A 24,726-nucleotide genomic window follows, 5' to 3' on the forward strand; every position below is an offset into this window, starting at 1 on the left:
GCCTCCGCCGGGACGGCCGTCACAGCGTGATCTCCGGCAGCTCGATCCGGCGGCCCTCGGCCGACGAGCGCAGACCCGCCTCGGCCAGTTGAACGCCGCGCGCCCCGGCCAGGAAGTCGTAGGGGAACGGGGTGCCCGCCACGACGGACCGGACGAACATCTCCCACTGGGCCTTGAACCCGTTGTCGAACTCGGCGTTGTCCGGGATCTGGTGCCAGTCGTCCCGGAAGGAGTGGGTGACCGGCAGGTCGGGATTCCAGACCGGCTTGGGGGTGGCCGCGCGGTGCTGGACCCGGCAGCCGCGCAACCCGGCCACCGCGCTGCCGTGCGTGCCGTCGACCTGGAACTCCACCAGTTCCTCCCGGTCCACCCGGACGCACCAGGAGGAGTTGATCTGGGCGATGGCGCCGCCCGCCAGCTCGAAGATGCCGTAGGCGGCGTCGTCGGCCGTCGCCGGATAGGTGTGGCCGGCCTCGTCCACCCGCTCGGGGATGTGGGTGACCGCCCGGGCGGTGACCGCCTCCACCCGGCCGAACAGGTTCTCCAAAACGTAGGACCAGTGGCAGAACATGTCCAGGGTGATGCCGCCGCCGTCCTCGGCGCGGTAGTTCCACGAGGGCCGCTGCGCGTCCTGCCAGTCGCCCTCGAACACCCAGTAGCCGAACTCGCCGCGCACCGACAGGACCCGGCCGAAGAAGCCGCCGTCCAGCAGCCGGCGCAGCTTCAGCAGGCCGGGCAGGAAGAGCTTGTCCTGCACGACCCCGGCCCGCACCCCGGCCCGGGCGGCCAGGCGGGCCAGCGCGACGGCCTCGTCCAGCGTCCCGGCCAGCGGCTTCTCGGTGTAGACGTGCTTACCGGCCTCGATGGCGGCGGTGATGGCGCCGACCCGCGCCGAGGTCACCTGGGCGTCGAAGTAGATGGTGTTGTCCGGGTCGCGCAGCGCGCCGGACAGGTCGGTGGTCCACCTCTCCAGCCCGTACCGCTCGCACAGCTCGCGCAGCCGGGCTTCGTTGCGGCCGGCGAGCACCGGTTCCAGCAGCACCCGCTCCCCGCCGGCCACCGGAACACCGCCCTGCTCGTTGATGGCCAGCACCGAGCGGACCAGGTGCTGGCGGTGGCCCATCCGGCCGGTGACACCGTTCATCACGACGCCCAGGGTTCGGCTCTTCATCGGGCTCCTTCGCCGGGAGACGCCCCGGAGGTCGGGCGGCCGCTTGGGAAAGCGCTTTCCAGGCGTACCTTAGGTTCGGCCCGCGCTGCCGGTCAATAGGACGGCCGCGCGGCCCGGCGGGCCCGCGGCCGTCTCGATTTGCGCGTGCGGAGATCAGCGGTATCGTTGAGGTGTCGACGCGGGGTGGAGCAGTTCGGTAGCTCGCTGGGCTCATAACCCAGAGGCCGCAGGTTCAAATCCTGCCCCCGCTACCATGTGATGTCTCGAGACATCGGAAACCCTCGAACCTACGGGTTCGGGGGTTTCTTGTTTTCAGGGTTTGCCTGGGGCTGGTGGTCGCGGGTGGGGTCGATGGTGAGTTCGCGGAGGAGTTCGCCGGTGATGGCGTGGACGATGCGGACGTGCACCCCACCGGGCGCTTGCGGGATATACGCTGAAGGAAATCACGCCATTCGCCTAGCTGAGGCACATAAGAATGAAGGGCCACGGTCATCCCGTGGCCCTTCGCAGATCAGATGACCGCTTCGTTCATGTCCGCTCTGATCTGCGCGGCGGTGAGAGCGGTCGAGTAGATGCGCACGTCGTCCAGCGAGCAGGCCATGAACTCTTCCGGGGTGATGTTCTCCTCCCCCAGGTACAGCGGTCCGGGCTGGGCGGCGATGGTGCCCGCCCACTTGCTCTGCGACTGCTGGACGCCGTTGTAGTAGAGCCGCAGGACCTGGCCGTCGTAGGTCACCGCGATGTGCGTCCAGACGTGCACCGGGGGCGCGGGAGCATTGGCCTGGATCGACCCTAGGTTCACCAGTCTCACCTCCGCCCCCAAGTACGTGCCGCCCCAGGTGCCGATCCGGTAGGTGGAGGTGCGGGTGACGCCGGCCACCTCCTTATTCAGGAAGTACCGGCTGTAGCCCGTCGGGGGCGCCTGCGGCTTGATCCACATCTCCATGGTGAGGCCGGTGGTCACCCGAAGGCTCGGCGAGTCGGGGATGGTCACCCGCTTGAACACCTCGGGGAAGAAGAGCCCCTTGCCGTTCTTGCCGTCGGCCCACACCGCCCCCCGGACGAGGCCGTCATTGTTCCTGGTGGAGGAGTCGTCGACCGACACCCCCGTCCCCTCGTTCAGCCCGTACGCGGCGACGAGCGCCGTCAGCGGCCGGGTCACGGGCCCCACCGCCGCCGGCGCCTCGCCCGACAGCGGACCGTGCTGCCGCATGAAGTCGACCGCTCGGACCCGGTAGTAGTACATCCCCGGCGGCTCCAGGTTGAGATCGGCGTAACCGGGGGTGGCGACGGTGGCGACGAGCGTGTCCGCCGACGGCTCGAACCCCGATGTGGTCGACCGGTGGACCTGGTAGCCCGTCACGCCCAGATCGTCCGTCGCCGGCCCCCAGGACAGCCGCGCCTCGCCGGGCCCGCCGATGGCGGTGAGCGGTCCGGTGGCCGACGGCGGCGCGTCGACGACATCGTTGACCCGGGTGGCCATGTCGGCGCGGATCCGCTCCTCGGACAGCGCGGCGTCGTACAGGCGGACCTCGTCGACCAACCCCTGGAAGCTCGGGTTCCCACCGGATAAGGGATACCCTGCGACGCTCCAAGGATTGGTGAAGATGGGCAGCTCATTGACCGGCTCGACCGCGTCGATCTGGTTCCCGTTGATGAACAGGCGCATCGAGAACCCATCGTGGGTCACGGCCAGATGGCTCCAGACATTCCGCGGAAGCGGCGGGCCGGCGACCACGTAAGAGGTGTCCGGGGTATAGAAGGAGACGTAGACACTCCCGTCGCCGCGGACCCGGAGCACGTACTCGTTCCACGCCTCCTCGTCCTCGTCGTCCCGGTTGCTCAGCAAGATGCCAGAGCTCCGGACATCCGCGGGCCGCACCCACGCCTCGAAGGTCATGCCGCCGGACAGGCGCGACGACACGGAGGCGGGGAGCAGCAGTCGTCCTTGGCCACCGCTGAAGGAGAGAGCCTTGCCGTACCTGCCGTCCGGCGACCAGGTGGCCGACTCCAGGGTTCCATGAGCGCCACCGCCCGCGGAGTCCAGCACGGTGGTCCCCTGGCCCTCCTCCATGCCGTAGGCCAGGACCGGGACGGATTCGCTCGGCTCGTCGGCGGAGGCGGTCGCGGCGAACCCCGTCACGGGCGGCGCGAGCGCGAAGATCATGGAGAGTGTGAATAACAGACGCCGAAGGCGACCGTGACCCCGTGCGATCATGCCCGATACCCCTCGTCCGGCCCCGAAACGTCGATGCCCCGATCGTATGTCGCGGGATCTTGACGTGCGCGATCTCAATCCACCGGCCAGGACGGCTGCGTGCTCGCTCCGCCCGGCGCCGGGACGTCCCGCCCCCCACCAAAGCGGAACAGCTCAGGACACGGTGCGCCGGTGGTGGGTTCGCAGATGCCAGGCGATGGTGTGCGGTCAGCGCGCGGGGTGGGGGCGGCGCGGCGGGACCGGGACGCGGGTGAGGTCCTCGGCGACCACCAGGTCGCCGGCGAAGTGCCGGCGGGCCTGCGCGCCGAAGGCGGCCGGGTCCGGATAGCGCTGGGAGAAGTGGGTGAGCACCAGCCGGCCCACCCCGCACTCGGCCGCCACCCGGCCGGCCTGGCCGGCGGTCAGGTGGCCGAAGTCGCGGGCCAGCCGGACGTCCTCGTCCAGGAAGGTGGACTCGATCACCAGCAGGTCGGCGCCCTCGGCCAGCGCGAACACCCCGTCGCACAGCCGGGTGTCCATGACGAAGGCGAACCGCTGGCCGCGCCGGGGCACGCTCGCCTCGGCCAGCGTGACCGCGCGCCCGCCGGCCACGATGGTGCCCGCCCGCAGCAGCTCGCCGACCGCCGGCCCGCGCACCCCGAGGGCCCGCAGCCGGTCGGGGAGCATCCGCACGCCGTCCGGCTCGACCAGCCGGTAGCCGAAGGCGGGCACCGGGTGGTCCAGCGGCCGGGCCTCGATCCGCCCGAAGTCCCCCTCGGCGATCACGCCGGGCGCGCGGACCGGCTCCGGGACGAGGGTCGCCGTCTCGTGGAAGGAGCTGGCGTGCCGCAGCCGCCGGAAGTACTCCTCGCCGGACGCCGGGTAGTGGGCGTGCACCGGGTGCGGCACCCGGTCCAGCGACATCCGCTGGATCACGCCGGGCAGGCCCAGGCAGTGGTCGCCGTGGAAGTGGCTGACCAGGACGCGGTGGACGTCGGTCGCCGCGACCCCGGCCCGGATCATCTGCCGCTGGGTGCCCTCACCCGGGTCGAAAAGCAGGCCGAGTCCGTCCCAGCGCAGCAGGTAGCCGTTGTGGTTGCGGGTCCGGGTGGGCGCCTGGCTGCCGGTGCCCAGGACGACGAGCTCGCGCGATGACACCCGCGCCACGATAGGCCACCGCCCGGTCCCGCCACCGCACCGGCGCGATCTCCGGGAGGGCGGCGCGGGGAAGGGCCGGCGCGGTCGGCTAGAGGTCGAGGGTCGCCAGGTCGACGGCGCCGGCCATGGCCTCGGCGCCCTTGTCGTTGAGGTGCATGCCGTCGCCGCCGTCCAGGGCGGGGTGGATGCGGTCCGGGTCCTCGGGGTTCTCGACCGCCCGCGCGACGTCGAAGACCGCGTCGAAGGTACCGGCGGTCCGCAGCCAGTCGTTCACCTCGCGCCGGACGGCCAGCCCCTCCGGCGTGCTGATCCCGGGGTAGGCCGCGCCGCCGAACGGACCGACGGTGGCGGCGAGGATCTTCAGGCCGGCCTGGCGGGCGCGGCCGGCCAGGGCCTGGAAGCCCTCGATGAGGGCGCCGGCGGTGACCGGCGGCTCGCCGGTCATGCCCGGCAGGCCGAGGTCGTTGATGCCGAAGTGCACCAGTACGTGGGTCGCCCCGGGGACCGACAGCACATCGCGGTCGAAGCGCGCCCCCGCGTGCTCGCCGACCCCGTCGCGCAGCAGCCGGTTGCCGGCGATGCCCTGGTTGACGACCCAGCCCCGGGTGAGGCGCCGGTTGAGGAAGTCGACCGAGCGGTTGTTCGCCCCGGTCGTGGTGCCGACGCCCTCGAACCACGAGTCGCCGAACGCCACCGCGACGGCGGTGCCTTCGGGAGCGCGCACGTCCACGCCGGAGACGAAGAAGCGGCCCTCGACCCGCTCGGCCTCCGGGAGCGCGGCGGCGGCGACCTGGTTCCCGGCGGCCACCTCGGCGGTCTCCATGGCCATGTGGGAACCGGTGGCCGGGCCGGTCTCCTCGGGGAGGTAGAGGCTGAGGGACAGGTCGGTGCCCGGGGAGACCGGCAGTTCCACCGGGTCGCTCGCGATCTCCGTGCCGGGCGGGACGGTGACCGCCGCCGCGCCGTCGAAGGTGAGGGCGGCCTGCCCGTGCCCGGTGGCGACCCGCGCCGCGGCCACGGCCAGCGGGGTGCGGCCGTAGCGGTTGGTCAGGAGCACCCGCAGCAGGTCGCCGCCGCCGGCCAGGTGGAGGGTCTGCCGCACCGTCTGCCCGGCGAACGCGCGTGGTTCGCTGAAGCGGATCGGCTCGTCGGGGCTGATCACCGCGGTGCGGAAAGCGGCTGTCCAGATCATTGTCGTTCCGTTCCATCGCATGAGGCATCGTCGCTCCGGCGGGAGCGGACGGTCGTCCCGCCGGCCGGGCGCGGCTTGTACTCGCCGGGCCCTTGCCCCACTATCGGGGGGTAACTCTCCAGTGGGAAGTACGCACTTCAAGGTGCGTAACTCCCTCCCCTGTCCGGCAAGGAGCGGCCGATGCCCACGACCACCGCGGCCCAGCGGCGCAACCAGGCGAAGGCGGAGTACGACGCGTTCATCGCGCGGTGCCCGAGCCACCGGCTGCTGGACCGGATCTCCGACAAGTGGGTCGCGCTGATCCTGGCCGCGCTCGGCGGCTCCGGCCCGCTCGGCCCCGGGGACCACGCCGCCGGTGAACCGCGGCCGATGCGCTACTCGGAGCTGGCCCGCAAGCTGGCCGGGGTCAGCCAGAAGATGCTCACCCAGACACTGCGCTCGCTGGAACGGGACGGCCTGGTGTCCCGCACCGTGACACCGACCGTGCCGGTCACCGTCACCTACGAGCTCACCGAGCTCGGCCGCTCGCTCCAGCAGGTGATCCGCGGCCTGAAGGTGTGGGCCGAGGCGCACATGGACGAGGTGGCCGCCCATCGCGAGGAGTACGACTCCCGGCAGGCCGGCGCCCCGGACCGCCGGCCCTGAGGCGCCGAGCCGGCCCGGCGGCCGGCGCGGCGGATCAGAGGTGTTCGGCGAGGAACTCGACGGTGGCGGTGACGGCCTGGCTGACGTAGGGCTCGGCGTCGTACAGGTCGATGTGCCGGTGGGCGTCCAGCCAGACGATCTTCTTGGGGCCGTCCATCCGCTTGTAGGCCTCCTCGGCGCCCTCCGGAGAGCAGAAGCGGTCCACCACGCCGTGCACGATGAGCCCGGGCTTGGGGCCGAGGAAGTCGGCGCCGAGCATGTTGTCCATGGTGACCAGCTCGCGCAGCGAGGCGACCGTCACCTCGTTCGCCCACGACGGCGCGGCCGAGCGCTCGGTGCCGTAGTAGGCGCGCGGCTCGTCGCCGGGCATCGCCGCCGGGCCGTCGGCGGCCACCGCGGGAAGGTATTCGGGCGCGCCACCCTGGTCCTGGCGTTCGAGGATCTCGGTGAACTCGGTCAGCGCGCCCTGGTAGCCCTGGTCGGTCATGCCGGACCGCATGGCGTACGGGCTGTTGTACGCGCCGGCGATGCCGGCGAAGACCTTCACCCGCGGGTCGAAGGCGGCGAACCGCAGGGCGTACCCGGCGCCGAGGCAGACGCCGACCGCGCCGATCCGCGTCCCGTCGACCTCGGGGCGCCCGCGCAGGAACGACACCGCGGCCCGCAGGTCGGCCAGCTTGCCCTGCGGGTCCTCGTGCCGGCGGGGCGCGCCGCCGGAGGCGCCGAAGTTGCGGTGGTCGAAGGCCAGCGTGACATACCCCGCCTCGGTGAGCCGGGCGGCGTACCGGCCGGTGACCTGCTCCTTCACCCCGGTGAACGGGCCGGTCAGCACCAGCGCGGGATGCGGCCCGGCCCCGGGCGGCGTCCGGAGGTCGCCGGCCAGGGTGATCCCGTCGGCGGTGAACTGCACGTCATCGGCCATGCCCGAAGAACCCTCGCCGCCCGCCCGGCTATTCCGCCGGGCCGGGCGGATCGGGCGGATCGGGCACGGCGGCCGGGCCGGTGGCCCCGAGCGGGCCGGGCGGTGCGGCGAGGCCGGGCGGTGCGGCCAGCCAGCGGCCGAGCCAGGCCGACACCGCGGTCACGAACTCCGCCTTGTTGGCCTTGCGCAGCGTCTCGTGCCCCTCGTCGTGGAACAGCAGGTAGCGGCACGGCACGCCGCGCGCGGTCGCCGCGGCCACCACCTGCTCGGCCTCGTGCACCGGGACGTTGGTGTCCTGCGCTCCGTGCACGACCAGTAGCGGCGCCGCCAGCCGGTCGAACGCGTGGACGGGCGACAGCGCCCGCAGCAGGTCACGGTCGGCCGCCGGGTCGCCGTACTCGCCGACGGCCGCGGCGGCGATCCACGGCTCGGTGTCCCGGTAGAAGGTCGCGAAGTCCGCCATGCCGCACACGTCGACGCCGGCGCGGAACAGTTCGGGGTGGGTGACCAGCGCGGCCAGGGTGAGGTATCCGCCGTAGGAGCGGCCCATGCAGGCCAGCCGGCCGGGGTCGGCCACCCCGGTCTCGACCAGGTGGGCGGCGCAGTCGGCCACGTCGTCGATGGCGTGGAAGCGCAGCGCGTGGTTGTCGGCGTCCTGGAAGGCCCGCCCGAACCCCGAGGAGCCCCGGACGTTCGGCGCCAGCACGCTCACCCCGTCGGCGAGCAGCCGCTGGAACAGCGGGTTGAACGTGGGCCGCTCCTGGCTCTCGGGACCGCCGTGCAGCCAGATGGCGGCCGGGCCGGGCCGCGGGCCGGCCCGGTAGAGCCAGCCGGTCAGTTCCAGCCCGTCGCGGGCCGGGAACCGGACCAGCTCGGCGTCGATCTTCCCGGGCAGCGGCTCGTCGCCGGCCACCGGACGGTAGACCCCGGTCGACAGGTCGCAGACCAGGATCGACGACGGCACGTCCGGCCGCTCGCCGGAGAGCACCGCGAGCGTGCCGTCGTAGGACATCCGCAGCGAGCCGACCACGTCCAGCGGGGGCGGCGGCAGCGGCCGCGGCGTCCCGGCGGGCAGGTCGACGATCTCCAGCTCGGAGCGGCCGGCCACGTTCCAGGCCAGCACCGCCACCCGGCCGTCCAGGCTGACCGAGAACCGGTCCAGCTCGGCGTCGCCGCGTTCGGCGACCACCCGGGGCGGCCCGCCCGCGGGCAGCGCGAGCAGCGCGGTGCGGTCCCGTCCGGCGTTGGAGCGGACGTAGGCGATCTCGCCGTCCGGGGAGAGCGCCCCGAGGTCGGTGCTGGGCGGCAGCAGCGGCCGTTCCTCGCCGGAGGGCAGGTCGGCCAGGGCCATCTCCCGCTGGCCGCGCGGCCCGTGGCGCAGCAGCGCCCGGCGGTGGTCCCGGCTGACCGCGGTCGGCCACATCAGCGGGCCGGCGGCGATGACCGAGCGGTGGCCGAGCCCGGCGTCGACCAGCACCGCCTCGGCCTGCCCGGACGGGCTCAGCTCGGCCAGCAGCAGGGTCGAGCCCTGGCCGGTCCAGCGGACGAAGGCCGCCGACCCTCCCGAGCCGGCGCCTTCCGGGCCGGCGAGCAGCCGCCGGTCGGTGCCGTCCGGGCGGACGGCCCACACCTGGGTGCGCTCGCCGCCGCCGGGGGCGACGAGCACCGCCAGCCAGTGGCCGTCCGGCGACCACAGCACGTCGCGGGCCGGTTCGGGGCCGGTGTCGACCACCCGGGCGGCGCCGGGCGGCCCGGGGGGCGGGCCGGCCGCGCCGGGCGGCGGCAGCGGCTGGACCCACACGCGGGGCGAGCCGTCGCGGTCGCTGATGTAGGCGACGGCGGCGTTGTCGGGTGAGAGGGCGGGGGACCGGCAGGTCCAGGCGAGGTCGACGGTCAGACTCCTTGCGCTTGCAGCCACAGTTCCAGGAGTCCAACCTGCCACAAGGCGTTCGCGCCCAGGGTGGTGCGGTGGTCGTCGGGCGCGGCCAGCAGCCGGTCGACCGCCTCCGGGCGGAACAGGCCGCGCTCGCGGGCCGCCCGCCCGGTGAGCGCGTCGCGGACCATCTCCAGGAACGGCCCGTGGATGTGGCGGATCGCCGGGACCGGGAAGTACCCCTTGGGCCGGTCGATGACCTCGTCCGGCACCAGGCCGCGCGCGGCGGCCTTGAGCACGCCCTTGCCGCCGGAGGCGAGCTTGAGCTCCGGCGGGCACCGGGCGGCCAGCTCGACCAGCTCGTGGTCCAGGAACGGAGTACGGGCCTCCAGGCCGAACCCCATGGTCATGTTGTCCACCCGCTTGACCGGGTCGTCGACCAGCATGACGGTGGTGTCCAGCCGCAGCACCGCGTCCAGGGCGGTGTCCGCGCCCGGCGCGGCCAGGTGCTCGCGGACGAAGGCCGCGCTGACGTCGGAGTCCACCAGGTACTCCGGCCCGAGGACGCCGGCCAGGTCGGCGTGCGGGCGGTCGAAGAAGACCTTGGCGTAGGCGTCCGGCGCGTCGGCCAGGGCGACGTGCTCCAGCGGCGGATACCAGTCGTAGCCGGCGAACACCTCGTCGGCGCCCTGCCCGGACTGCACCACCTTGACGTGCCGGGACACCTCCTGGGACAGCAGGTGGAAGGCGACGCAGTCGTGGCTGACCATCGGCTCGCTCATCGCGGCGACCGCGTCGCCGAGGGCGGGCAGCAGGCGCCGGTCGTCCACCATGATGCGGTGGTGGCGGGTGCCGAACCGCCGGGCCACCAGGTCGGAGTAGGCGAACTCGTCGCCGGACTCGCCGCCGGCGGCGGAGAAGCCGACGCTGAAGGTGGCCAGGTCGCGCTGCCCCTCCTCGGCGAGCAGCGCGACGATCATGCTGGAGTCCAGGCCGCCGGACAGCAGCACGCCGACCGGCACGTCGGCCACGGTGCGCCGCCGGACGGCGGTGCGCAGCGCGGCCAGCACGGCGTCGCGCCACTCCCCCGCCGCCATCGGGTCGCCGGTGCGGGCGAACGGGGGGTTCCAGTAGCGGTCGTCGTGGGTGGTGCCGTCCGGCTCGACGGTCCGCACGGTGGCGGGCGGCAGCTTCGTCACCCCGGTCAGGATGGTGCGCGGGGAGGGCACCACCGAGTGGAAGGTCATGTAGTGGTGCAGGGCGACCCGGTCGATGTCGGTGCGCACCCCGCCGCCGGCCAGCAGCGCGGGCAGCGTGGAGGCGAACCGCAGCCGGTCGCCGTCCCGGGTGAGATAGAGGGGTTTGATGCCGAGCCGGTCGCGGCCCAGGACGAGCCGGCCGGTGTCGCGCTCGGCGATCGCGAAGGCGAACATGCCGTGGAAGCGGTCGACGCAGCGCGGCCCCCAGTGCCGGTAGGCCTTGAGCAGCACCTCGGTGTCGGAGGTGGAGAAGAACCGGTGGCCCTCCCCGGCCAGTTCGGCGCGCAGCTCGCGGTAGTTGTACAGGCAGCCGTTGAACACGCCGGCCAGCCCGGCGTCCGGATCGACCATGGGCTGGGCACCGCGCTCGGACAGGTCGATGATCTTCAGGCGGCGGTGCCCGAGCGCGACCGGGCCGAGCGACCACAGGCCGGTGCCGTCCGGGCCGCGGGCGGCCATCGCCGCCGTCATGCGCTCCACCGCGCCGGCGTCCGCCGCCCGTCCGTCGAAGCGGATCTCCCCGCTGAACCCGCACATCAGGCCGTCTCCTTCATCAGCCAGGTATCTTTCGCCCCGCCGCCCTGCGACGAGTTGACGATCATGCTTCCGTAGGGGGCCACCCGGCTCAGGGCGGCGGGCGGGACGACCGGGCGGCCGCTCATGAAGACGAAGGCCCGCAGGTCCAGCATGTGCGGGCGCATCCGCTCGCCGTCGAAGGTCGGGTGGGTGGACAGCGCGACGGTCTCCTGGGCGACCCACCGCTCCGGCGCGGCCAGGATGTCCCGGCGCACCTGCTCCAGGTCGCGGGGCGAGGCGTCCTGCCCGATGGTGACACCGGCGCCGCCGAAGCCGTCGACCGGCTTGACGACCAGCTCGGCCAGCCGGTCCAGCACCTCCTCGCGGTCCTCCGCCTCCCGGCACAGGTAGGTGGGGACGTTGGCCAGCAACGGCCGCTCCCCCAGGTAGTACTCGATCAGCCGGGGCACGTAGCGGTAGACGCTCTTGTCGTCGGCGACGCCGTTGCCGGGCGCGTTGGCCAGGGTCAGCGTGCCGCGCTCGACCGCGTTCAGCAGGCCGGGGCCCACCGGGGCGGCCAGCAGGTCGTCCTCGTCGATCCGCCGGTACAGCACGTCCAGCCGTCGGCCGCCCGCGCTGACCACACCGTCGCGCACCGTCAGGTCTCCGGGTTCGACCAACGGCACGCCCATCTGCTCGGCCAGCGTGCGGTGCTCGTAGTGCGCGGGGTCGGCGGACCCGGAGGTGAGCACGGCCAGCGCCGGATCGGCGACCGGGGACGCGGCCAGCAGCGCCTCGCGCAGCGCCTCGGCCACCCCGTCCGGCGCCGCGACCGCGGAGCGGTCCAGCTCGGGGAGCACCTGCTCGGCCATCCGCCGGTTGGCCACCGCGTAGGCGATTCCGGACGGCACCCGGGCGTTGTCCTCCAGGACGACCCAGCGGCCGGCGCCGTCCCGGGCCACGTCCAGGCCGGCGACCGAGCACCGGACCGCGCCGCCGTGCACCCGCCAGCCGGCCGGCCGGTAGCCGGGGGCCTCGTCCACCACCCAGGCGGGCAGCACCCGCTCCTTGATCGCTTCGCGCCGGCCGTAGACGTCGCGCAGGAACGCCTCCAGGGCGCGCACCCGCTGCGGCATGCCCTCCCGGATCTTGGCCCAGTCGTCGGCGGCGATGATCCGGGGTACCAGGTCCACCGGCAGCTTGCGAGTGCCCTCCTCGGTGCCCTCGGGCTGCTCGGTGCCGGGCAGGTCGAACGTCATGCCGGTGTCGCGCATGTAGGCGTCGCGCAGCTCGCCGCGCCGGCGCAGCTCGGCCGGGCCGAGCCGGTCGAGCACCTTGAACACCGGGCGGTAGGGCTCGCGGACGATCCGCTCGATGACCACCTCGTCCTGCACCGCCTCGTAGTCGCGCAGCAGCCCGGCCTCCGGCCCGCCGAACATGGCCCGCGGCCCGTCGGCCCGGGTGGCGGTGACCAGCGCGTCCACCACGTCGGCCAGGCTGCCGCCGGCCTCGACGATCCGCCGCTGCGCGGCGGCCGAGCTGCCGCGGCGCAACGCGTCGGCGGTCAGGTCCTCGACCAGCTCCAGGTCGCCGGTCGCCGTCAGCTCCGGGCGCAGGCCGTCGATCAGCCGGTGCAGGACGTCGGCCGCGGGCATCGCGGTGCCGGCCACCGGGTCGACCAGCGTGCCCTCCAGCCCGGACCGGGCGGCGCGCCAGGTCGCGGCCCGTACCAGCTCCATCGACACCACCGGCGCCGGGCGGTCCTCCTCGATCGCGTGCAGCTCGCGCAGCACGATGGCGCGGAACAGCCCGGCCAGCAGCACGACGTCCTCGACCCGCGGGCAGGCGTCGCACATGCGCAGCTCCACCGTGGGCACGTGCGCGGACGGCCGGACATCGAAGTAGATCATGCCGGGGTCGCTGATCACCCCGGCGGCGATCAGGCCGTCGACCATCCGGTCGTAGTCGGCGGCGGTGGCGAAGGGGCCCACCGGGCCGGTGGTCGGCCAGCGCTGCCAGACCAGGGTGCGCGAGCTGGCGTACCCGGTGTCGGCGCCCGACCAGTAGGGGGAACTGGCGCTGATCGCGAGCAGCGGCGGCAGCCAGGGGGCGACCCGGTGCGCCACCTGCACGGCCAGGTCGCGGTCGGCGACGTCGACGTGCATCTGCGCGCCGCAGATCAGCTGCTCGCGGGTCAGCAGCTGGTAGTCCTCCAGCATCTGCTCGTAGCGCGCGTCCGGTGAGATCTCCAGCGCCGCCGGGTCGACCAGCGGGACGGTCCCGGCGGCCACGATGCCGACGCCCTGGGCGTCGGCGGCCGACACCACCGCCCGGCGCAGCGCGGTCAGGTCGTGCCCGAGGTCCTCCAGCCGCACGTAGGGCCGGCTGTTCGCCTCCACCACCGAACGCTGCAACTCCTGGGTGAAACGGTCGTCCGGCAACGCCTCCAGCAGCTTCCCGGCGCGGGGCACCAGCCGGCGCGTCTGGAGATCCACGACGTGGAACTCCTCCTCGACGCCGACGGCGACCGATTCCGCGAGACCCGTCATCGCACCATCCTTGTCCAAAGGCGTTGTTTCCCGGCCTCTGCCCCGAAACGGCGCTGTTGCACGTCACAATGACCATGACCCCATGGTGAAATGCCCGGTGGAGGGGTGGTACGCGCCCGGCGGCGTGCGACGCGTTCTCCGGACGCCGGCGGGTCAGCCGCGGCGGCGCCGGCCGGCCACCGCGTTGAGCACCGCGACCAGGACCCCGATGCCGAAGATGATGGTGCCGAGCACGTTGACCTGCGGCGGCACCCCGATCCGGACCGCACCGTAGATCCACAGCGGGAAGGTGACGGTCGCCCCGCCGGTGAACTGGGTGATGACGAAGTCGTCGATGGACAGCGCGAACGCCAGCAGCGCGCCGGCCAGCACGCCGGGCAGGATCATCGGGAAGGTGACCCGCCAGAAGGCGGCCCAGGCGGAGGCACCCAGGTCGCGGGCCGCCTCCTCCACCGCCGGGTCCATGCCGGCCACCCGGGCGCGCACGGTGACCGCGACGAACGACACCGAGAACAGCACGTGGGCGAGCACGATCGTGCCGAAGCCGGTGGGCACGCCGAGGCTGACGAACAGCGACAGCAGCGACGCGCCCATCACGATCTCCGGTGCGGAGATCGCGGCGAACATCATCAGATCGGTGCCGCCCTGGCCGCGGAACCGGTAACGGCCGAGCGCGACGCCCATCCCGGTGCCGAGCGCGGTGGCCACCACGGTGGCGATGGCCGCGATCTCCAGCGAGTTCACCACCGCGGCGGTGAGGTCGGGGTAGTCGCCCAGCCGGCCCCACCACCGGGTGGTGAACCCCTGCCAGCTGACGTTGGACTTGCTGCGCGTGTCGTTGAAGCCGAAGGCGATCATCACCGCGACCGGTGCCAGCAGCCAGGCCAGCACCAGCCAGGTGTAGGCGCGCAGCAGCCGGTCACCCCACCGGGGCCGGCGGCGGCCCCGGTGGGGTGGCGCGGCGGCGTCCGGGCCGGCGGCCGCCGAGGTCATCGGGCCACCACCCGCAGGACGTTCTCGGTGCCGAGCGCCCGGGCGTAGGCGAAGATGCCGGCCAGCATAGCCGCCATCAGGATGAACGACAGCGCCGCACCGGCCGGGTAGTCGTTGTTGACCAGGTACTGGGTCTGGATGATGTTGCCGATCATCGTGTTCGCCGGCCCGCCGAGGATCGAGGCGTTCACGTAGTCGGAGGTCATCGGGACGCAGGTCATCAGCACCCCGGCGAACACCCCGGGCAGCGAGAGCGGCAGCACCACCCGGGTGAAGGCCGCGCGCCCGGTGGCGTACAGGTCGCGGGCGGCCTCGACGACCCGCGGGTCGATCCGCTCCAGCGCCACGTAGATCGGCAGGATCATGAAAGGCAGGTAGTTGTAGGTGAGCCCGCCGATCACCGCCGCGGCCGTCTGCAGCACGTGGAAGCCCTCCGGCAGCAGGCCGGCGTCCTTCAGCGGCCGCAGCAGGATGCCGTCGTCGGCGAGCAGGAACCGCCAGGCCACCGTGCGCAGCACGAACGACACGAAGAACGGCAGCAGCACCAGCAGCAGGTAGGTGGACTTGTGGGCCCCGCCCCGGAAGGCGATCCAGTACGCCACCGGGTAGCCGAGCAGCAGGGCCAGGCCGGTGCCGGCCAGCCCGTACCCGGCCGAGCGCAGGAACTGGGTGCGGTACGCCACCAGCGCGTCGGTGTAGTTGGCCAGCCGGAAGGCCTGGGTGAAGCCGGTCACCACGTCGCCCTGCTGGGTGGAGACCGACGCCATGAACACCAGCGGCACCACCAGGAAGGCCAGCAGCCACAGCCCGCCCGGCAGCACCAGCAGGTAGGGGGTGATCCTCCGTCTCATCGGCGGCTAGCCCTGGGTGACCGGCTGGAAGATCCGCTCGAACACCTTCTCGCTGGTGCCGCTCAGCGTCTGGTAGGTGCGCAGCCGGGCGAGGTCCGCCGCGGCCGGGAAGATCAGCGGGCTGCCGGCCAGCAGCTTCAGCGACTCGCGGTCCTCGCCGTCGGCCCCGGCGGCGTCCTTGCGGATGAGGTCCTGGGTGGCGGGCACCGGCGGGATGTAGTTGATGTACTCGGCCAGGGCGGTGGCGACCGGCGGCCGGTAGACGTAGTCCATGAAGGTCAGCGCGTCCACCGGGTTGCGCGCCGTCTTCGGGACGCACATGTTGTCGGTCCAGATGGTGCCGCCCTCCAGCGGGACGGTGAACCTCAGGTCCTGCCCCTCGGCGACCTGCTGGAAGATGTCCCCCGACCAGGCCATGCACACCCAGACGTCCCCGCGGACCAGCGCGTCCACGTAGTCGTTCTCGTAGTACTTGCGCACGATGCCGGCGTCGCGCTGCTCCTGCAGCCGGGCCGCCGCCCGGCGCCAGTCGGCCTCGGTGGCGTACTCGGGGTCCACGCCGAGCGACAGGAGCGCGAAGTTGGCGATGTCCTGGGTGTCGACCATCATGCCGACCTTCCCCTTGTACCTAGGGTTCCACAGGTCGGCGATCCGGGTGATCTCCTCGTCCACGTACTTGGGGTTGTAGGCGATGCCGGTGATCCCGGACTGCCAGGGGACGGTGTAGACGTTGCCGGGGTCGTAGGCGGGGTCCTTGAACCGCGGCCCGGCGTTGGCCGCGAAGGTGGGCAGCCGGGAGTGGTCCAGCGGCACCAGGTAGCCGAGCGCCATCGCCCGGCCGAGGTGGATGCCGTTGGTCATCACCATCAGGTCGTAGCCGATGTCCTGGTTCGCGGCGAGCTGTGGCTGGATCTTGCCGAACCAGGAGGGGTTGTCCTGGATCGCCTCCCGGTAGGTGACCCGGATGCCGGTGTCCCTGGTGAACCTCTCCAGCGTCGGGTACCGCTTGCCGGCCTTGTCGATGTACAGCGGCCAGTTGGCGAACCGCAGGGTGCCGTTCTGCTGCTTTCCGGTCCAGTATTCGGCGACGGCGTCCTTCTCGGGCGGGGCGGTCGTGCGGCCCTGCACGCCGCAGGCGGCCAGGCCCAGGCCGGCGGCGGACAGGCCGGCCGCGCGCAGGGCGTCGCGGCGGGTCAGCGGCCCGCGGGCCCGGGGGCGGGTGAGGCCGCGCAGCAGCGCGGCGTCGTGCGCAGGGGTGCTCATGAGGGGGTCCGACTTCCGATCGCGTACGAGTGCTGTGGCTGCCAGGACAGCCAGACGGTGTCGCCGCGGCGTGCCGTCAGCCCACTGTCGTGGACATTCTGCTCGAAGACCGTGAACTCGGTGCCCTCCGGCAGGCGCACCAGGTAGCTGTTGGCGGTACCGAGGTAGGAGGCGTCGGTGACCGTGCCCCGCACCGCGCTGACCCCCGGGACCGGCTCCACCGTCTCGATCGAGATCTTCTCCGGCCGCACGGTGATCTCGACCGGGCCGCCCGGCCGGAGGTGGTCCCCCGCGGGCAGCAGCACCCGTCCGTCCTCGCCGGCGCGCAGCACCGCCAGGTCTCCGACGACCTCGGCCACGGTGCCCGCCAGCAGGTTGGAGGTGCCGATGAACCCGGCGACGAACCGGGTGGCCGGCCGCTCGTAGACCTCGCGGGGCGGGCCCAGCTGCTCGATGCGGCCGTCGTTCATCACCGCGATCCGGTCGCTCATGGCCAGCGCCTCGCCCTGGTCGTGCGTGACGTGGACGAAGGTGATGCCGACCTCGCGCTGGATGCGCTTGAGCTCGCCCTGCATCGCCTGGCGCAGCTTGAGGTCCAGCGCGCCGAGCGGCTCGTCCAGCAGCAGCGCCCGCGGCCGGTTGGCCAGCGCGCGGGCCAGCGCGACCCGTTGCTGCTGCCCGCCGGACAGCTCGCGGGGCCGCCGCCGTTCCCGGCCGGCCAGGTCGACGATCTCCAGCGTCTCGGCCACCCGGCGGCGGACCTCCTCGCGCGGCAGGCCGCGGCGGCGCAGGCCGAAGGCGACGTTGTCCCACACGTTCATGTGCGGGAACAGGGCGTAGGACTGGAAGACCATGTTGACGTCCCGCCGGTTCGGCGGCACGGCGGTCACGTCCCGGCCGTGCAGGCGCACCGTGCCCCGGGTGGGGTCCTCGAAGCCGGCGACCATCCGCATGGTGGTGGTCTTCCCGCAGCCGGACGGCCCGAGGAGGGCGAAGAACTCGCCCTCGGCGATCGACAGGTCCACCCCGCGCACGGCCGGCACGACCTCGCCCCGCGCGTGGTACTCCTTGACGACCCCGGCGAGCTCGATCGCGGGGACCGGCGCGGCGGCCGGGTCGCCCGCCTCGGCCGCCGCCATGTCCTGCTGGATGTCCGTCATTCCCGGCGATCTCTCTTCCACGTGCCGACGTCCCTCACGGCCGGGGGCGCCGGCCGGGACCCGAGGGCCGGCCGCCGGGATCTCCGGCCTGGATCATTCTCCGATGTAGTGCATGACGTGCTTGACCCGGGTGTAGTCATGCAAACCGAACACCGACAGGTCCTTGCCGTAGCCGGAGTGCTTGAACCCGCCGTGCGGCATCTCCGAGACGAACGGGATGTGGGTGTTCACCCAGACCACGCCGAAGTCCAGCCGGCGCGACGCCCGCATGGCCCGGCCGTGGTCGGCGGTCCACACCGACGCCGACAGCCCGTACCGCACGTCGTTGGCCTTGCACAGCGCGTCGGCCTCGTCGGTGAAGGTCTGCACGGTCATCACCGGGCCGAACACCTCGTCCTGCACCATCTCGTCGTCCTGGCGCAGGCCGTCGACCACGGTCGGCTCGAACAGGAAACCCTTGTCGCCGATCCGCCGGCCGCCGGTGACGACCTTGGCGTGGCCGGGCAGCCGGGCCAGGAAGCCCTCCACCTTGGCCAGCTGGTCGGCGTTGTTCAGCGGGCCGTAGTAGGCGTCCTCGACGTCCGGCCCGCCGGTCTTCGTCGCGGCGGCCGCCTCGGCCAGCGCGGCCACGAACGGCTCGTGGATGCTCTCGTGCACCAGCACCCGGCAGGCCGCGGTGCAGTCCTGCCCGGCGTTGTACAGCCCGGCGCCGGCGATCGCCTCGGCCACCGCGCCGATGTCCTTCACGTCGTCGAAGACGATGACGGGTGCCTTGCCGCCGAGCTCCAGGTGCACGCGCTTGAGGTCGTCGGCCGCCGAGTGCGCCACCTGCACGCCCGCGCCGACCGACCCGGTGATCGCCACCATGGAGGCGGCCGGGTGCGAGACCACCAGCGCGCCGGTGTCCCGGTCGCCGGTCACCACGTTGAACACGCCCGCGGGCAGGATCTCGCCCATGATCTCGGCCAGCTTCACCGTGGACACCGGCGTGGTGTCGGACGGCTTGAGCACCACGGTGTTACCCGCCGCCAGCGCCGGCGCGATCTTCCAGACCGCCATCATCACCGGGTAGTTCCACGGGGTGACCTGCCCGACGACGCCGATCGGCTCGTGCCGGATCATCGAGGTGTGGTCGGCCAGGAACTCGCCCGAGGTCGGCCCCTCCAGGGTGCGCGCCGCCCCGGCGAAGAACCGGAAATGGTCGGCGGCCGGCGGGATCTCGTCCTCGGCCATCCGGGCCCGCGGCTTGCCGGTGTTGCGGCACTCCGCCGCCACCAGCTCCTCGGCCCGCGCCTCGATCGCGTCGGCGATCTTCAACAGGTACCCGGCCCGATCACCCGGAGTCGTCTGCCCCCACGACTCGAACGCGGCGCGCGCCGCGGCGTAGGCCGCGTCCACATCCTCCTGGCCGGACACCGGCGCCTGGAGGTAGGCCTCCCCCGTGCACGGGTCGATCACGTCGGAGAAACGGCCGCCGCGCGCGTCCGCGAGCTCGCCGTTGATGTAGTTCTGCAGACGGGTGGTCACCATTGACCTCCTCGTAGGTGGCTGGATCGTCGCGACTCTGGCAGAGCGTTATCACCGCGACAAGGGATTTCGTCGCGAATATATCAAATTGCTACGAATTCGCTTGACAGGCCACGCCGAGCTGACACCATGTCGCACCAGGACGGCAGCCTTGCCGTGCGGCCGCGCGGCCGCCCCGCCTCGGCCACCTGACGGCCAGGAAAGGACGCCGGAGATGACGATGCCGCCGAAGGCCCGCCGGGAGAACCGGGAGAACGGCGAGCCCCGCGCCGCCGTCGTGCTGGACGACATCTCCAAGCGGATCGTCGAGGAGCTGCAGGCGGACGGGCGCCGCCCCTACGCCGCGATCGGCAAGGCCGTCGGCCTGTCGGAGGCGGCGGTGCGCCAGCGGGTACAGCGCCTGCTCGACACCGGAGTCATGCAGATCGTCGCGGTCACCGACCCGCTCACCCTCGGCTTCCCCCGCCAGGCGATGATCGGCATCAAGTGCGAGGGCGACCTGGAGACCGTCGCCGGCGAGCTGGGGGCGATCCCCGAGATCGACTACGTCGTGCTGACCGCCGGCTCGCTGGACATCATGGTCGAGGTGGTCTGCGAGGGCGACGGCCACCTGCTGGAGATCCTCGGCAAGATCCGCGCCATCCCCGCGGTGCGCGCCACCGAGACCTTCGTCTACCTCAAGCTGCACAAGCAGACCTACACCTGGGGCACCCGCTGAGCCTGCGGGGCACCCGGCGAGCCTTGCAGGGCGACCCTGGACGGGCGGCTCAGGCGGCGGCCCGGCCGGCGAGCGGGCGGCGGCGGCGCGCCGGGTCGGTCAGCGACACCGGGCGCCAGGCGCCGTCCGCCTGGTAGAGGTCGGTGCCCGGCGGGACGATCTCGTCGATCCGGTCGAGCACGTCGTCCTCCAGGACCAGCGAGGCGCCCTTCAGCAGCGACTCCAGCTGCTCCATGGTCCGCGGCCCGGTGATCACCGAGGTGACGGCCGGGTGCGTCACCGGGAAGGCCACCGCCAGCTCCGGCAGCGTGCGGCCCAGGTCGTCGGCCACCTCGACGAGCTTCTCCACCACGTCCAGCTTGGCGACGTTCTGCGGGATCGCCGGGTCGAACCGGGCCGGGGTCAGCGCGGCGCGGCCGGAGGTCAGGTCGATGGCGCGTCCCTTGCGGTACCGGCCGGTCAGGAAGCCCGAGGCGAGCGGGCTCCAGGTCAGCACGCCCATCCCGTAGCGGTCGCACACCGGCAGCACCGACCGCTCGACCCCGCGCGCCAGCAGCGAGTAGGGCGGCTGCTCGGTGCGGAACCGCAGCAGGCCGCGGCGCTCGGCCACCTGGTGCGCCTCGACGATCTCCTCGGCCGGGAAGGTCGAGCAGCCGAACGCCCGCACCTTGCCCTGGTGCACCAGGTCGGTCAGCGCGGAGAGGGTCTCCTCGATGTCGGTGGCCGGGTCGGGACGATGGACCTGGTATAGGTCGATCCAGTCCGTGCCGAGCCGCCGCAGGCTCTCCTCGACCTCCTTGATGATCCAGCGCCGGGAGTTGCCGCCCCGGTTCGGACCCTCCCCCATCGGGAAGTGCACCTTGGTGGCGAGCACCACGTCGTCCCGCCGGCCGCGCAGGGCCTTGCCCACGATCTCCTCCGACTCGCCCGCGGAGTACATGTCCGCGGTGTCGAGGAAGTTGATCCCCCCGTCCAGCGCCGCGTGGATGATCCGCACGCAGTCGTCGTGGTCGGGGTTGCCCACCGCGCCGAACATCATGGCGCCCAGGCAGTGCACGCTGACCTCGATGCCGGTGCCGCCGAGAACTCGATAACGCATGCTCGCCTTTCGGTCGCCGTCCCAGGGCGTACCGTACGACCTGGAGCGCACTCCACCGCAAGCCCCGCCGGTCCTCCCGGCGGCACGCCGCGGGCGCGCCGGCCGGGGGAGCGCACGGCACCATCGACGCCGAGGACGAGATTCCGCGCACCCCTTGGGCGGCGCCAGGAGGTCGCGGACCAGGGCCCCGTCCGGCTCAGCAGTACGAGCGCAGGCGCCAGAGCTTCAGCAGCGACTTCGGCGCCTTCTCCAGGCAGCCGCCCGTGTCACCGCGGTACGACCAGGCGCCGTGCGCGCTCCTGCGCCACACGTGCGGCCCGTCCTGGTAGCTGACCAGGTCCCCCCGCACGCCGATGGAGCCCACCGCCCAGTACACGGTCTTGCCGCCGCTCCTGACCTTGCCGTAGTAGACCTTCTTCGGCCCGTCCACCTTCTTGCGGCTGGTCACCGGACGGTGCCCGCCAGGCTTGCCGTAGTACTGGTTCCAGAAGGCGTCGGCGAGCGCGTGGCGGACCTTGTCGGTGACCTTGAGATTGACGGCCGTCCCCGGCGCCTGGGAGGCCGCCGAGGACCGTACGGCGCCCATCGCCGTCTCCGGGAAGGTCGCCGTGAAGAAGGCGGTCATGGTGACCGCCGCCACCGCGGCGGCCGGGACCCGGCGTGCCCAAGTAGTCATCTCTGCTCTCTTCCTTTCATCGGAGACACAGGCTTCGACGCTCCCCGGAGCAGGAAAGTTGGGAGTGGCCGGAATCGGCGTCGGTCAGCGCAAAAGATGCCACCGGTCGTCGAGCGGGAGGCGGTAGCCGGCGGGTCGCGGGCTCAGGAGCGCGCGGTACTGGTCACCGGGGAGTCGTGGCCGTCCGCCGGGTCCGCGCCGCGGCCGCCGTCCAGGACGTCGGCGATCTCGGCCAGGAACGCGTCCACCTGCGCGACCGCGTACCCGGTCTTGAAGACGACGGTGGAGAACGTCGCCCGGCGGACCTGCTCGGCGGTCACCGGGCGGTCGGTGGTGCCGCGCAGCGTCGCCACGATGCGGTCCAGGAAGTCGTCCACCTGGTCCTCGTCGTAGCCGGCGCCGAGCCGGCCGGGGCGGAACGCCACCCGCTCCACCCGGACCGCCTGGCTCTCCAGCCAGGCCTCCCGCAGCGCACCGGCCACCGGCCCGTCCTCCGCCGCGAACTCCGCGGGGCGGGAGACTTCCCCACCGGACCCCACGGATTCACCGGCCCGCTCTTCACCCGGCCAGGCACCTTCACCGGCCCGCTCTTCACCCGGCCAGGCACCGTCAACGGCCCGAGCGCCTTCACCCGGCCGGGCGCCCCCACCGAGCCGGACGTCGTCACCAGGCTGGACGTCATGCGCGGCGGGCGGGCCGCCGGCGGCGGGCCCGGCCGCCCGGACGTGCCTGCCAGGCTCCCCCGGGACGGTGGTCCCCGTCCCCGCGGCCGGCCCGGACCCCGCGGAACCGCCGTACCCCTCGATCTCCGCGACGTCCGGCGCGCCGGCCGCTCCCGGCCAGGTGGGCGCCTCGTCGTCCTCCGCCACGGCCGGCACCGGCGCGGCCTGCGGCGGCGTGACCTGTGTGGACGCCGCCTGTGGCGGCATGGCCTTTGGCGCAGTGACCTGCGGCGGCATGGCCTGCGGCGCGGCCGAGGACGATCGCCGGGGCTCGGGGACCGCCGGGGCCGCCGGATCCGGGGTGCGGCGGGCCGCGTGGATCTCAACCGCCACCACGAAGGCGTCCAGCGCGTAGTCGACCGCCAGCTCGTTGTATCCGCCCAGCCTGGTGGCGAACCTGGCCCCCCTGATCTCGTCGGCGGTGATCGGCTCGCCGGTCTGCACGCCACGGCCGAGGGTGGCCTCGATCCGCTGGATCAGGGCGTCCACCTGATCGGGGTCGTATCCGGTCCGCACCGCGAGCACGCGCGGAAAACGGTTCACACCCATTCCTCCCGTTTCACTGCCCCGCCAGGAATCCCTTCCTTCCCATTCTGGAGGGCTGACGAGGCGAAATCCAGATTGTTAATCCAGGCGGGTAATGTGCTCCTCCTATGCGGATCACCGACCTCTCCTTCCGCTACGGCCGCCGGGCGCCCTGGGTGCTGACCGACGTGTCCTTCGAGCTGCCCCCCGGCACGGTCGCCGAGGTGACCGGCGGCAACGGGGCCGGCAAGTCGACCCTGCTGCGGCTGCTGGCCGGCGCGGTGCCGCCGGGCCGCGGCTCGATCACCGGACGACCCCCGGTCGTCGGGTACGCGCCGGAGATCTTCCCGGTGGAGCAGGCGTTCACCGCCCGGGCCTACCTCGGCCACCTGGCCGCCGTCCGGGACCGGCCGGCCGCCGCGATGGACCTGTGGGCCGAGCGGCTCGGCCTGACCGACCTGCTGGACACGCCGCTGCGCGACCTGTCCAAGGGCAGCGCGCACAAGGTGGGCCTGGTGCAGGCGCTGCTGGCGCCGCCCGGCCTGCTCGTCCTGGACGAGCCGTTCTCCGGCCTGGACGAGCGCACCCGGGCCGAACTGCCGCTGATCGCCGCGGAGGTGGCGGCGGCGGGCGGCATCGTCGTGGTCAGCGACCACCAGCACGGCCTGGCCGGCCACCCCGGCCTGTTACGCCTCACCGTCGCGGCCGGCACGGTCACCGTCACCACGTTCGAGACCGGCCTCGTGGAAGCCCGCACGCTCGAAGCCCGCACAACCGAGCCCCGCACGGAGGCGGCCGCCGCAGCCGGACTCGGCGCCGGCCGGGCCGCGCCGGCCGGCGAACCCGATGGCGAGCCCGTCCCCCATCCGCGCCAGGCGGTGGTGGAGGTGCTGGTCGACGCCGCCGACGCCGAGGCCGTGGTCGGCAAGCTCCGCGCCGACGGCTACCAGGCCCGGCTGCGCGCGCACACCCCGTCCGAAGGAGCGTCATGACCACCGCGACCCTGACCGGCGAGCCGGCCCTGACACGGGCGGTGCCGCGGCTGGCGGCGTTCAAGATCGCGGCATACCTGCGGTCGCACCGGGTGGTCCAGCCGTTCCTCGGACTGCTGGTCGTGATCATCGTCCTGTACTCGACCCGGGCACCCGCCGGCCAGGAACTGCCCGCCTACGCGGACTCGGCCGCGATGCTCGTGCCGGTGCTCGCCTGGGCGGCCCGCGGCCTGCTGGACGCCGAACCCGACGTGCAGCGGCTCATCTCCATGACGGCCGCCGGCCGGCCGGGCCGGGAGGTCGCGGCCGGGCTGCTGGCCGCCGGCGCGGTCGCCGGCACGCTGGCCGCCCTGGCGGTCGCGGTCCCGCTCGGCATCGGATTCGCCGCGTTCCCCGGCCCGGCGACGATCGTGGGCGGGCTGGCGCTCCATCTGCTCTCGTTGGTGGCCGGGGTGGCGCTCGGCGCGCTGACCAGCCGGCCGATCCTGCGCGACCCGGCCACTTCGGCGCTGGCCCTGCTCGGTGGGTACGCAGGCGTCCTGCTGCTCGGCCTGGTCCCGGTGCCCTGGCTCACCGTCCCGGTGCTCGGCTGGATCCGGGCGGCCGGACGTCCGGACTTCCTGACCGCCGGGCTGCCCGGGCCGGCCGCGATCACCGTGGTGTGGTGCGCCCTCGCCCTGCTGGCCTACACCCGGCTGCGCCGCACCCGCCCCTGACC

The 24,726-nt window shown here is 73.2% G+C and carries 20 protein-coding genes and 1 tRNA gene; 5 read left to right on the plus strand and 16 right to left on the minus strand.

Features of this window, described 5'->3' with window-relative positions; all coding sequences use genetic code 11:
- Positions 1 to 19 precede the first annotated feature (19 nt).
- Positions 20 to 1,171: a Gfo/Idh/MocA family protein gene (locus Sru01_RS27250; RefSeq protein ID WP_203991306.1), complete on the minus strand. Its 1,152-nt coding sequence runs from the start codon at positions 1,169 to 1,171 to the stop codon at positions 20 to 22.
- A 177-nt stretch (positions 1,172 to 1,348) separates the two neighbouring features.
- On the opposite strand from Sru01_RS27250, the gene Sru01_RS27255 reads away from it, so the two are divergent.
- Positions 1,349 to 1,425, plus strand: a tRNA-Met gene (locus Sru01_RS27255).
- Positions 1,426 to 1,682: 257 nt separating this feature from the next.
- Here Sru01_RS27255 and Sru01_RS27260 read toward each other — a convergent pair.
- From Sru01_RS27260 to Sru01_RS27270, 3 genes are all read right to left on the minus strand, one after another.
- A complete protein-coding gene (locus Sru01_RS27260) occupies positions 1,683 to 3,338 on the minus strand; it encodes a LamG domain-containing protein (RefSeq protein WP_203991307.1) in 1,656 nt (551 codons plus the stop codon).
- Positions 3,339 to 3,596: 258 nt separating this feature from the next.
- Positions 3,597 to 4,526, minus strand: coding sequence for a ribonuclease Z (locus tag Sru01_RS27265; protein WP_203991309.1), 930 nt, complete (start codon positions 4,524 to 4,526; stop codon positions 3,597 to 3,599).
- Between the two features lie 88 nt (positions 4,527 to 4,614).
- Entirely contained in the window at positions 4,615 to 5,718 is a 1,104-nt protein-coding gene (locus Sru01_RS27270) for an SGNH/GDSL hydrolase family protein (protein ID WP_203991311.1), read from the minus strand.
- Between the two features lie 180 nt (positions 5,719 to 5,898).
- On the opposite strand from Sru01_RS27270, the gene Sru01_RS27275 reads away from it, so the two are divergent.
- Positions 5,899 to 6,363: a winged helix-turn-helix transcriptional regulator gene (locus Sru01_RS27275; RefSeq protein WP_203991313.1), complete on the plus strand. Its 465-nt coding sequence runs from the start codon at positions 5,899 to 5,901 to the stop codon at positions 6,361 to 6,363.
- A 34-nt stretch (positions 6,364 to 6,397) separates the two neighbouring features.
- Here Sru01_RS27275 and Sru01_RS27280 read toward each other — a convergent pair whose 3' ends face one another.
- From Sru01_RS27280 to Sru01_RS27320, 9 genes are all read right to left on the minus strand, one after another.
- Positions 6,398 to 7,285, minus strand: coding sequence for an alpha/beta hydrolase (locus tag Sru01_RS27280; RefSeq protein WP_203991316.1), 888 nt, complete (start codon positions 7,283 to 7,285; stop codon positions 6,398 to 6,400).
- Between the two features lie 28 nt (positions 7,286 to 7,313).
- Positions 7,314 to 9,203, minus strand: a complete 1,890-nt coding sequence (locus Sru01_RS27285; RefSeq protein ID WP_203991319.1) for a S9 family peptidase — start codon at positions 9,201 to 9,203, stop codon at positions 7,314 to 7,316.
- Positions 9,179 to 10,954, minus strand: a complete 1,776-nt coding sequence (locus tag Sru01_RS27290) for an N-acetylglutaminylglutamine amidotransferase (RefSeq protein ID WP_203991322.1) — start codon at positions 10,952 to 10,954, stop codon at positions 9,179 to 9,181. The genes Sru01_RS27285 and Sru01_RS27290 overlap by 25 nt, the downstream gene beginning before the upstream one ends.
- Positions 10,954 to 13,482: a carboxylate--amine ligase/circularly permuted type 2 ATP-grasp protein gene (locus tag Sru01_RS27295; RefSeq protein ID WP_203991325.1), complete on the minus strand. Its 2,529-nt coding sequence runs from the start codon at positions 13,480 to 13,482 to the stop codon at positions 10,954 to 10,956. The genes Sru01_RS27290 and Sru01_RS27295 overlap by 1 nt, the downstream gene beginning before the upstream one ends.
- A 153-nt stretch (positions 13,483 to 13,635) precedes the next feature.
- Entirely contained in the window at positions 13,636 to 14,475 is an 840-nt protein-coding gene (locus Sru01_RS27300; RefSeq protein WP_203991328.1) for an ABC transporter permease, read from the minus strand.
- Positions 14,472 to 15,326 carry an ABC transporter permease gene (locus Sru01_RS27305; RefSeq protein WP_203991331.1) on the minus strand — a complete coding sequence of 285 codons (855 nt, stop codon included), beginning with the start codon at positions 15,324 to 15,326 and terminating at the stop codon, positions 14,472 to 14,474. Before Sru01_RS27305 ends, Sru01_RS27300 begins: the two co-directional genes overlap by 4 nt.
- 6 nt (positions 15,327 to 15,332) lie before the next feature.
- Positions 15,333 to 16,589, minus strand: a complete 1,257-nt coding sequence (locus tag Sru01_RS27310; protein ID WP_203991333.1) for an ABC transporter substrate-binding protein — start codon at positions 16,587 to 16,589, stop codon at positions 15,333 to 15,335.
- Positions 16,586 to 17,749, minus strand: a complete 1,164-nt coding sequence (locus Sru01_RS27315; RefSeq protein WP_203991336.1) for an ABC transporter ATP-binding protein — start codon at positions 17,747 to 17,749, stop codon at positions 16,586 to 16,588. Before Sru01_RS27315 ends, Sru01_RS27310 begins: the two co-directional genes overlap by 4 nt.
- A gap of 93 nt (positions 17,750 to 17,842) precedes the next feature.
- Positions 17,843 to 19,279 carry a gamma-aminobutyraldehyde dehydrogenase gene (locus tag Sru01_RS27320; protein WP_239137777.1) on the minus strand — a complete coding sequence of 479 codons (1,437 nt, stop codon included), beginning with the start codon at positions 19,277 to 19,279 and terminating at the stop codon, positions 17,843 to 17,845.
- A gap of 211 nt (positions 19,280 to 19,490) precedes the next feature.
- Between Sru01_RS27320 and Sru01_RS27325 the strand changes: the two genes are divergently transcribed.
- Positions 19,491 to 19,994, plus strand: coding sequence for an Lrp/AsnC family transcriptional regulator (locus tag Sru01_RS27325; protein WP_203991338.1), 504 nt, complete (start codon positions 19,491 to 19,493; stop codon positions 19,992 to 19,994).
- Positions 19,995 to 20,043: 49 nt separating this feature from the next.
- Here the strand turns inward: Sru01_RS27325 and Sru01_RS27330 are convergent, their stop codons facing one another.
- From Sru01_RS27330 to Sru01_RS27340, 3 genes are all read right to left on the minus strand, one after another.
- Positions 20,044 to 21,093 (minus strand): aldo/keto reductase, encoded by a 1,050-nt coding sequence (locus Sru01_RS27330; protein WP_203991340.1) that lies wholly within the window; start codon positions 21,091 to 21,093, stop codon positions 20,044 to 20,046.
- Between the two features lie 196 nt (positions 21,094 to 21,289).
- A complete protein-coding gene (locus Sru01_RS27335) occupies positions 21,290 to 21,769 on the minus strand; it encodes a hypothetical protein (RefSeq protein ID WP_203991342.1) in 480 nt (159 codons plus the stop codon).
- A gap of 143 nt (positions 21,770 to 21,912) precedes the next feature.
- Positions 21,913 to 23,034, minus strand: coding sequence for a DivIVA domain-containing protein (locus tag Sru01_RS27340; RefSeq protein WP_203991344.1), 1,122 nt, complete (start codon positions 23,032 to 23,034; stop codon positions 21,913 to 21,915).
- Between the two features lie 110 nt (positions 23,035 to 23,144).
- On the opposite strand from Sru01_RS27340, the gene Sru01_RS27345 reads away from it, so the two are divergent.
- Positions 23,145 to 24,008, plus strand: a complete 864-nt coding sequence (locus Sru01_RS27345) for an ABC transporter ATP-binding protein (RefSeq protein WP_203991346.1) — start codon at positions 23,145 to 23,147, stop codon at positions 24,006 to 24,008.
- Complete coding sequence (locus Sru01_RS27350; protein ID WP_203991348.1) at positions 24,005 to 24,724, plus strand: hypothetical protein; 720 nt, start codon at positions 24,005 to 24,007, stop codon at positions 24,722 to 24,724. Before Sru01_RS27345 ends, Sru01_RS27350 begins: the two co-directional genes overlap by 4 nt.
- Positions 24,725 to 24,726: the final 2 nt, after the last annotated feature.

Origin of the sequence: Sphaerisporangium rufum (genome assembly GCF_016863395.1) — a bacterium.
GTDB lineage: Bacteria > Actinomycetota > Actinomycetes > Streptosporangiales > Streptosporangiaceae > Sphaerisporangium > Sphaerisporangium rufum.

Coding starts and splice junctions, on each gene's coding strand:
- Sru01_RS27250 (WP_203991306.1), bottom strand. CDS start 1,171: ATGAAGAGCCGAACCCTGGGCGTCGTGATGAACGGTGTCACCGGCCGG.
- Sru01_RS27260 (WP_203991307.1), bottom strand. CDS start 3,338: ATGATCTTCGCGCTCGCGCCGCCCGTGACGGGGTTCGCCGCGACCGCC.
- Sru01_RS27270 (WP_203991311.1), bottom strand. CDS start 5,718: ATGATCTGGACAGCCGCTTTCCGCACCGCGGTGATCAGCCCCGACGAG.
- Sru01_RS27275 (WP_203991313.1), top strand. CDS start 5,899: ATGCCCACGACCACCGCGGCCCAGCGGCGCAACCAGGCGAAGGCGGAG.
- Sru01_RS27280 (WP_203991316.1), bottom strand. CDS start 7,285: ATGGCCGATGACGTGCAGTTCACCGCCGACGGGATCACCCTGGCCGGC.
- Sru01_RS27290 (WP_203991322.1), bottom strand. CDS start 10,954: ATGTGCGGGTTCAGCGGGGAGATCCGCTTCGACGGACGGGCGGCGGAC.
- Sru01_RS27295 (WP_203991325.1), bottom strand. CDS start 13,482: ATGACGGGTCTCGCGGAATCGGTCGCCGTCGGCGTCGAGGAGGAGTTC.
- Sru01_RS27300 (WP_203991328.1), bottom strand. CDS start 14,475: ATGACCTCGGCGGCCGCCGGCCCGGACGCCGCCGCGCCACCCCACCGG.
- Sru01_RS27305 (WP_203991331.1), bottom strand. CDS start 15,326: ATGAGACGGAGGATCACCCCCTACCTGCTGGTGCTGCCGGGCGGGCTG.
- Sru01_RS27310 (WP_203991333.1), bottom strand. CDS start 16,589: ATGAGCACCCCTGCGCACGACGCCGCGCTGCTGCGCGGCCTCACCCGC.
- Sru01_RS27315 (WP_203991336.1), bottom strand. CDS start 17,749: ATGACGGACATCCAGCAGGACATGGCGGCGGCCGAGGCGGGCGACCCG.
- Sru01_RS27320 (WP_239137777.1), bottom strand. CDS start 19,279: ATGGTGACCACCCGTCTGCAGAACTACATCAACGGCGAGCTCGCGGAC.
- Sru01_RS27325 (WP_203991338.1), top strand. CDS start 19,491: ATGACGATGCCGCCGAAGGCCCGCCGGGAGAACCGGGAGAACGGCGAG.
- Sru01_RS27330 (WP_203991340.1), bottom strand. CDS start 21,093: ATGCGTTATCGAGTTCTCGGCGGCACCGGCATCGAGGTCAGCGTGCAC.
- Sru01_RS27335 (WP_203991342.1), bottom strand. CDS start 21,769: ATGACTACTTGGGCACGCCGGGTCCCGGCCGCCGCGGTGGCGGCGGTC.
- Sru01_RS27345 (WP_203991346.1), top strand. CDS start 23,145: ATGCGGATCACCGACCTCTCCTTCCGCTACGGCCGCCGGGCGCCCTGG.
- Sru01_RS27350 (WP_203991348.1), top strand. CDS start 24,005: ATGACCACCGCGACCCTGACCGGCGAGCCGGCCCTGACACGGGCGGTG.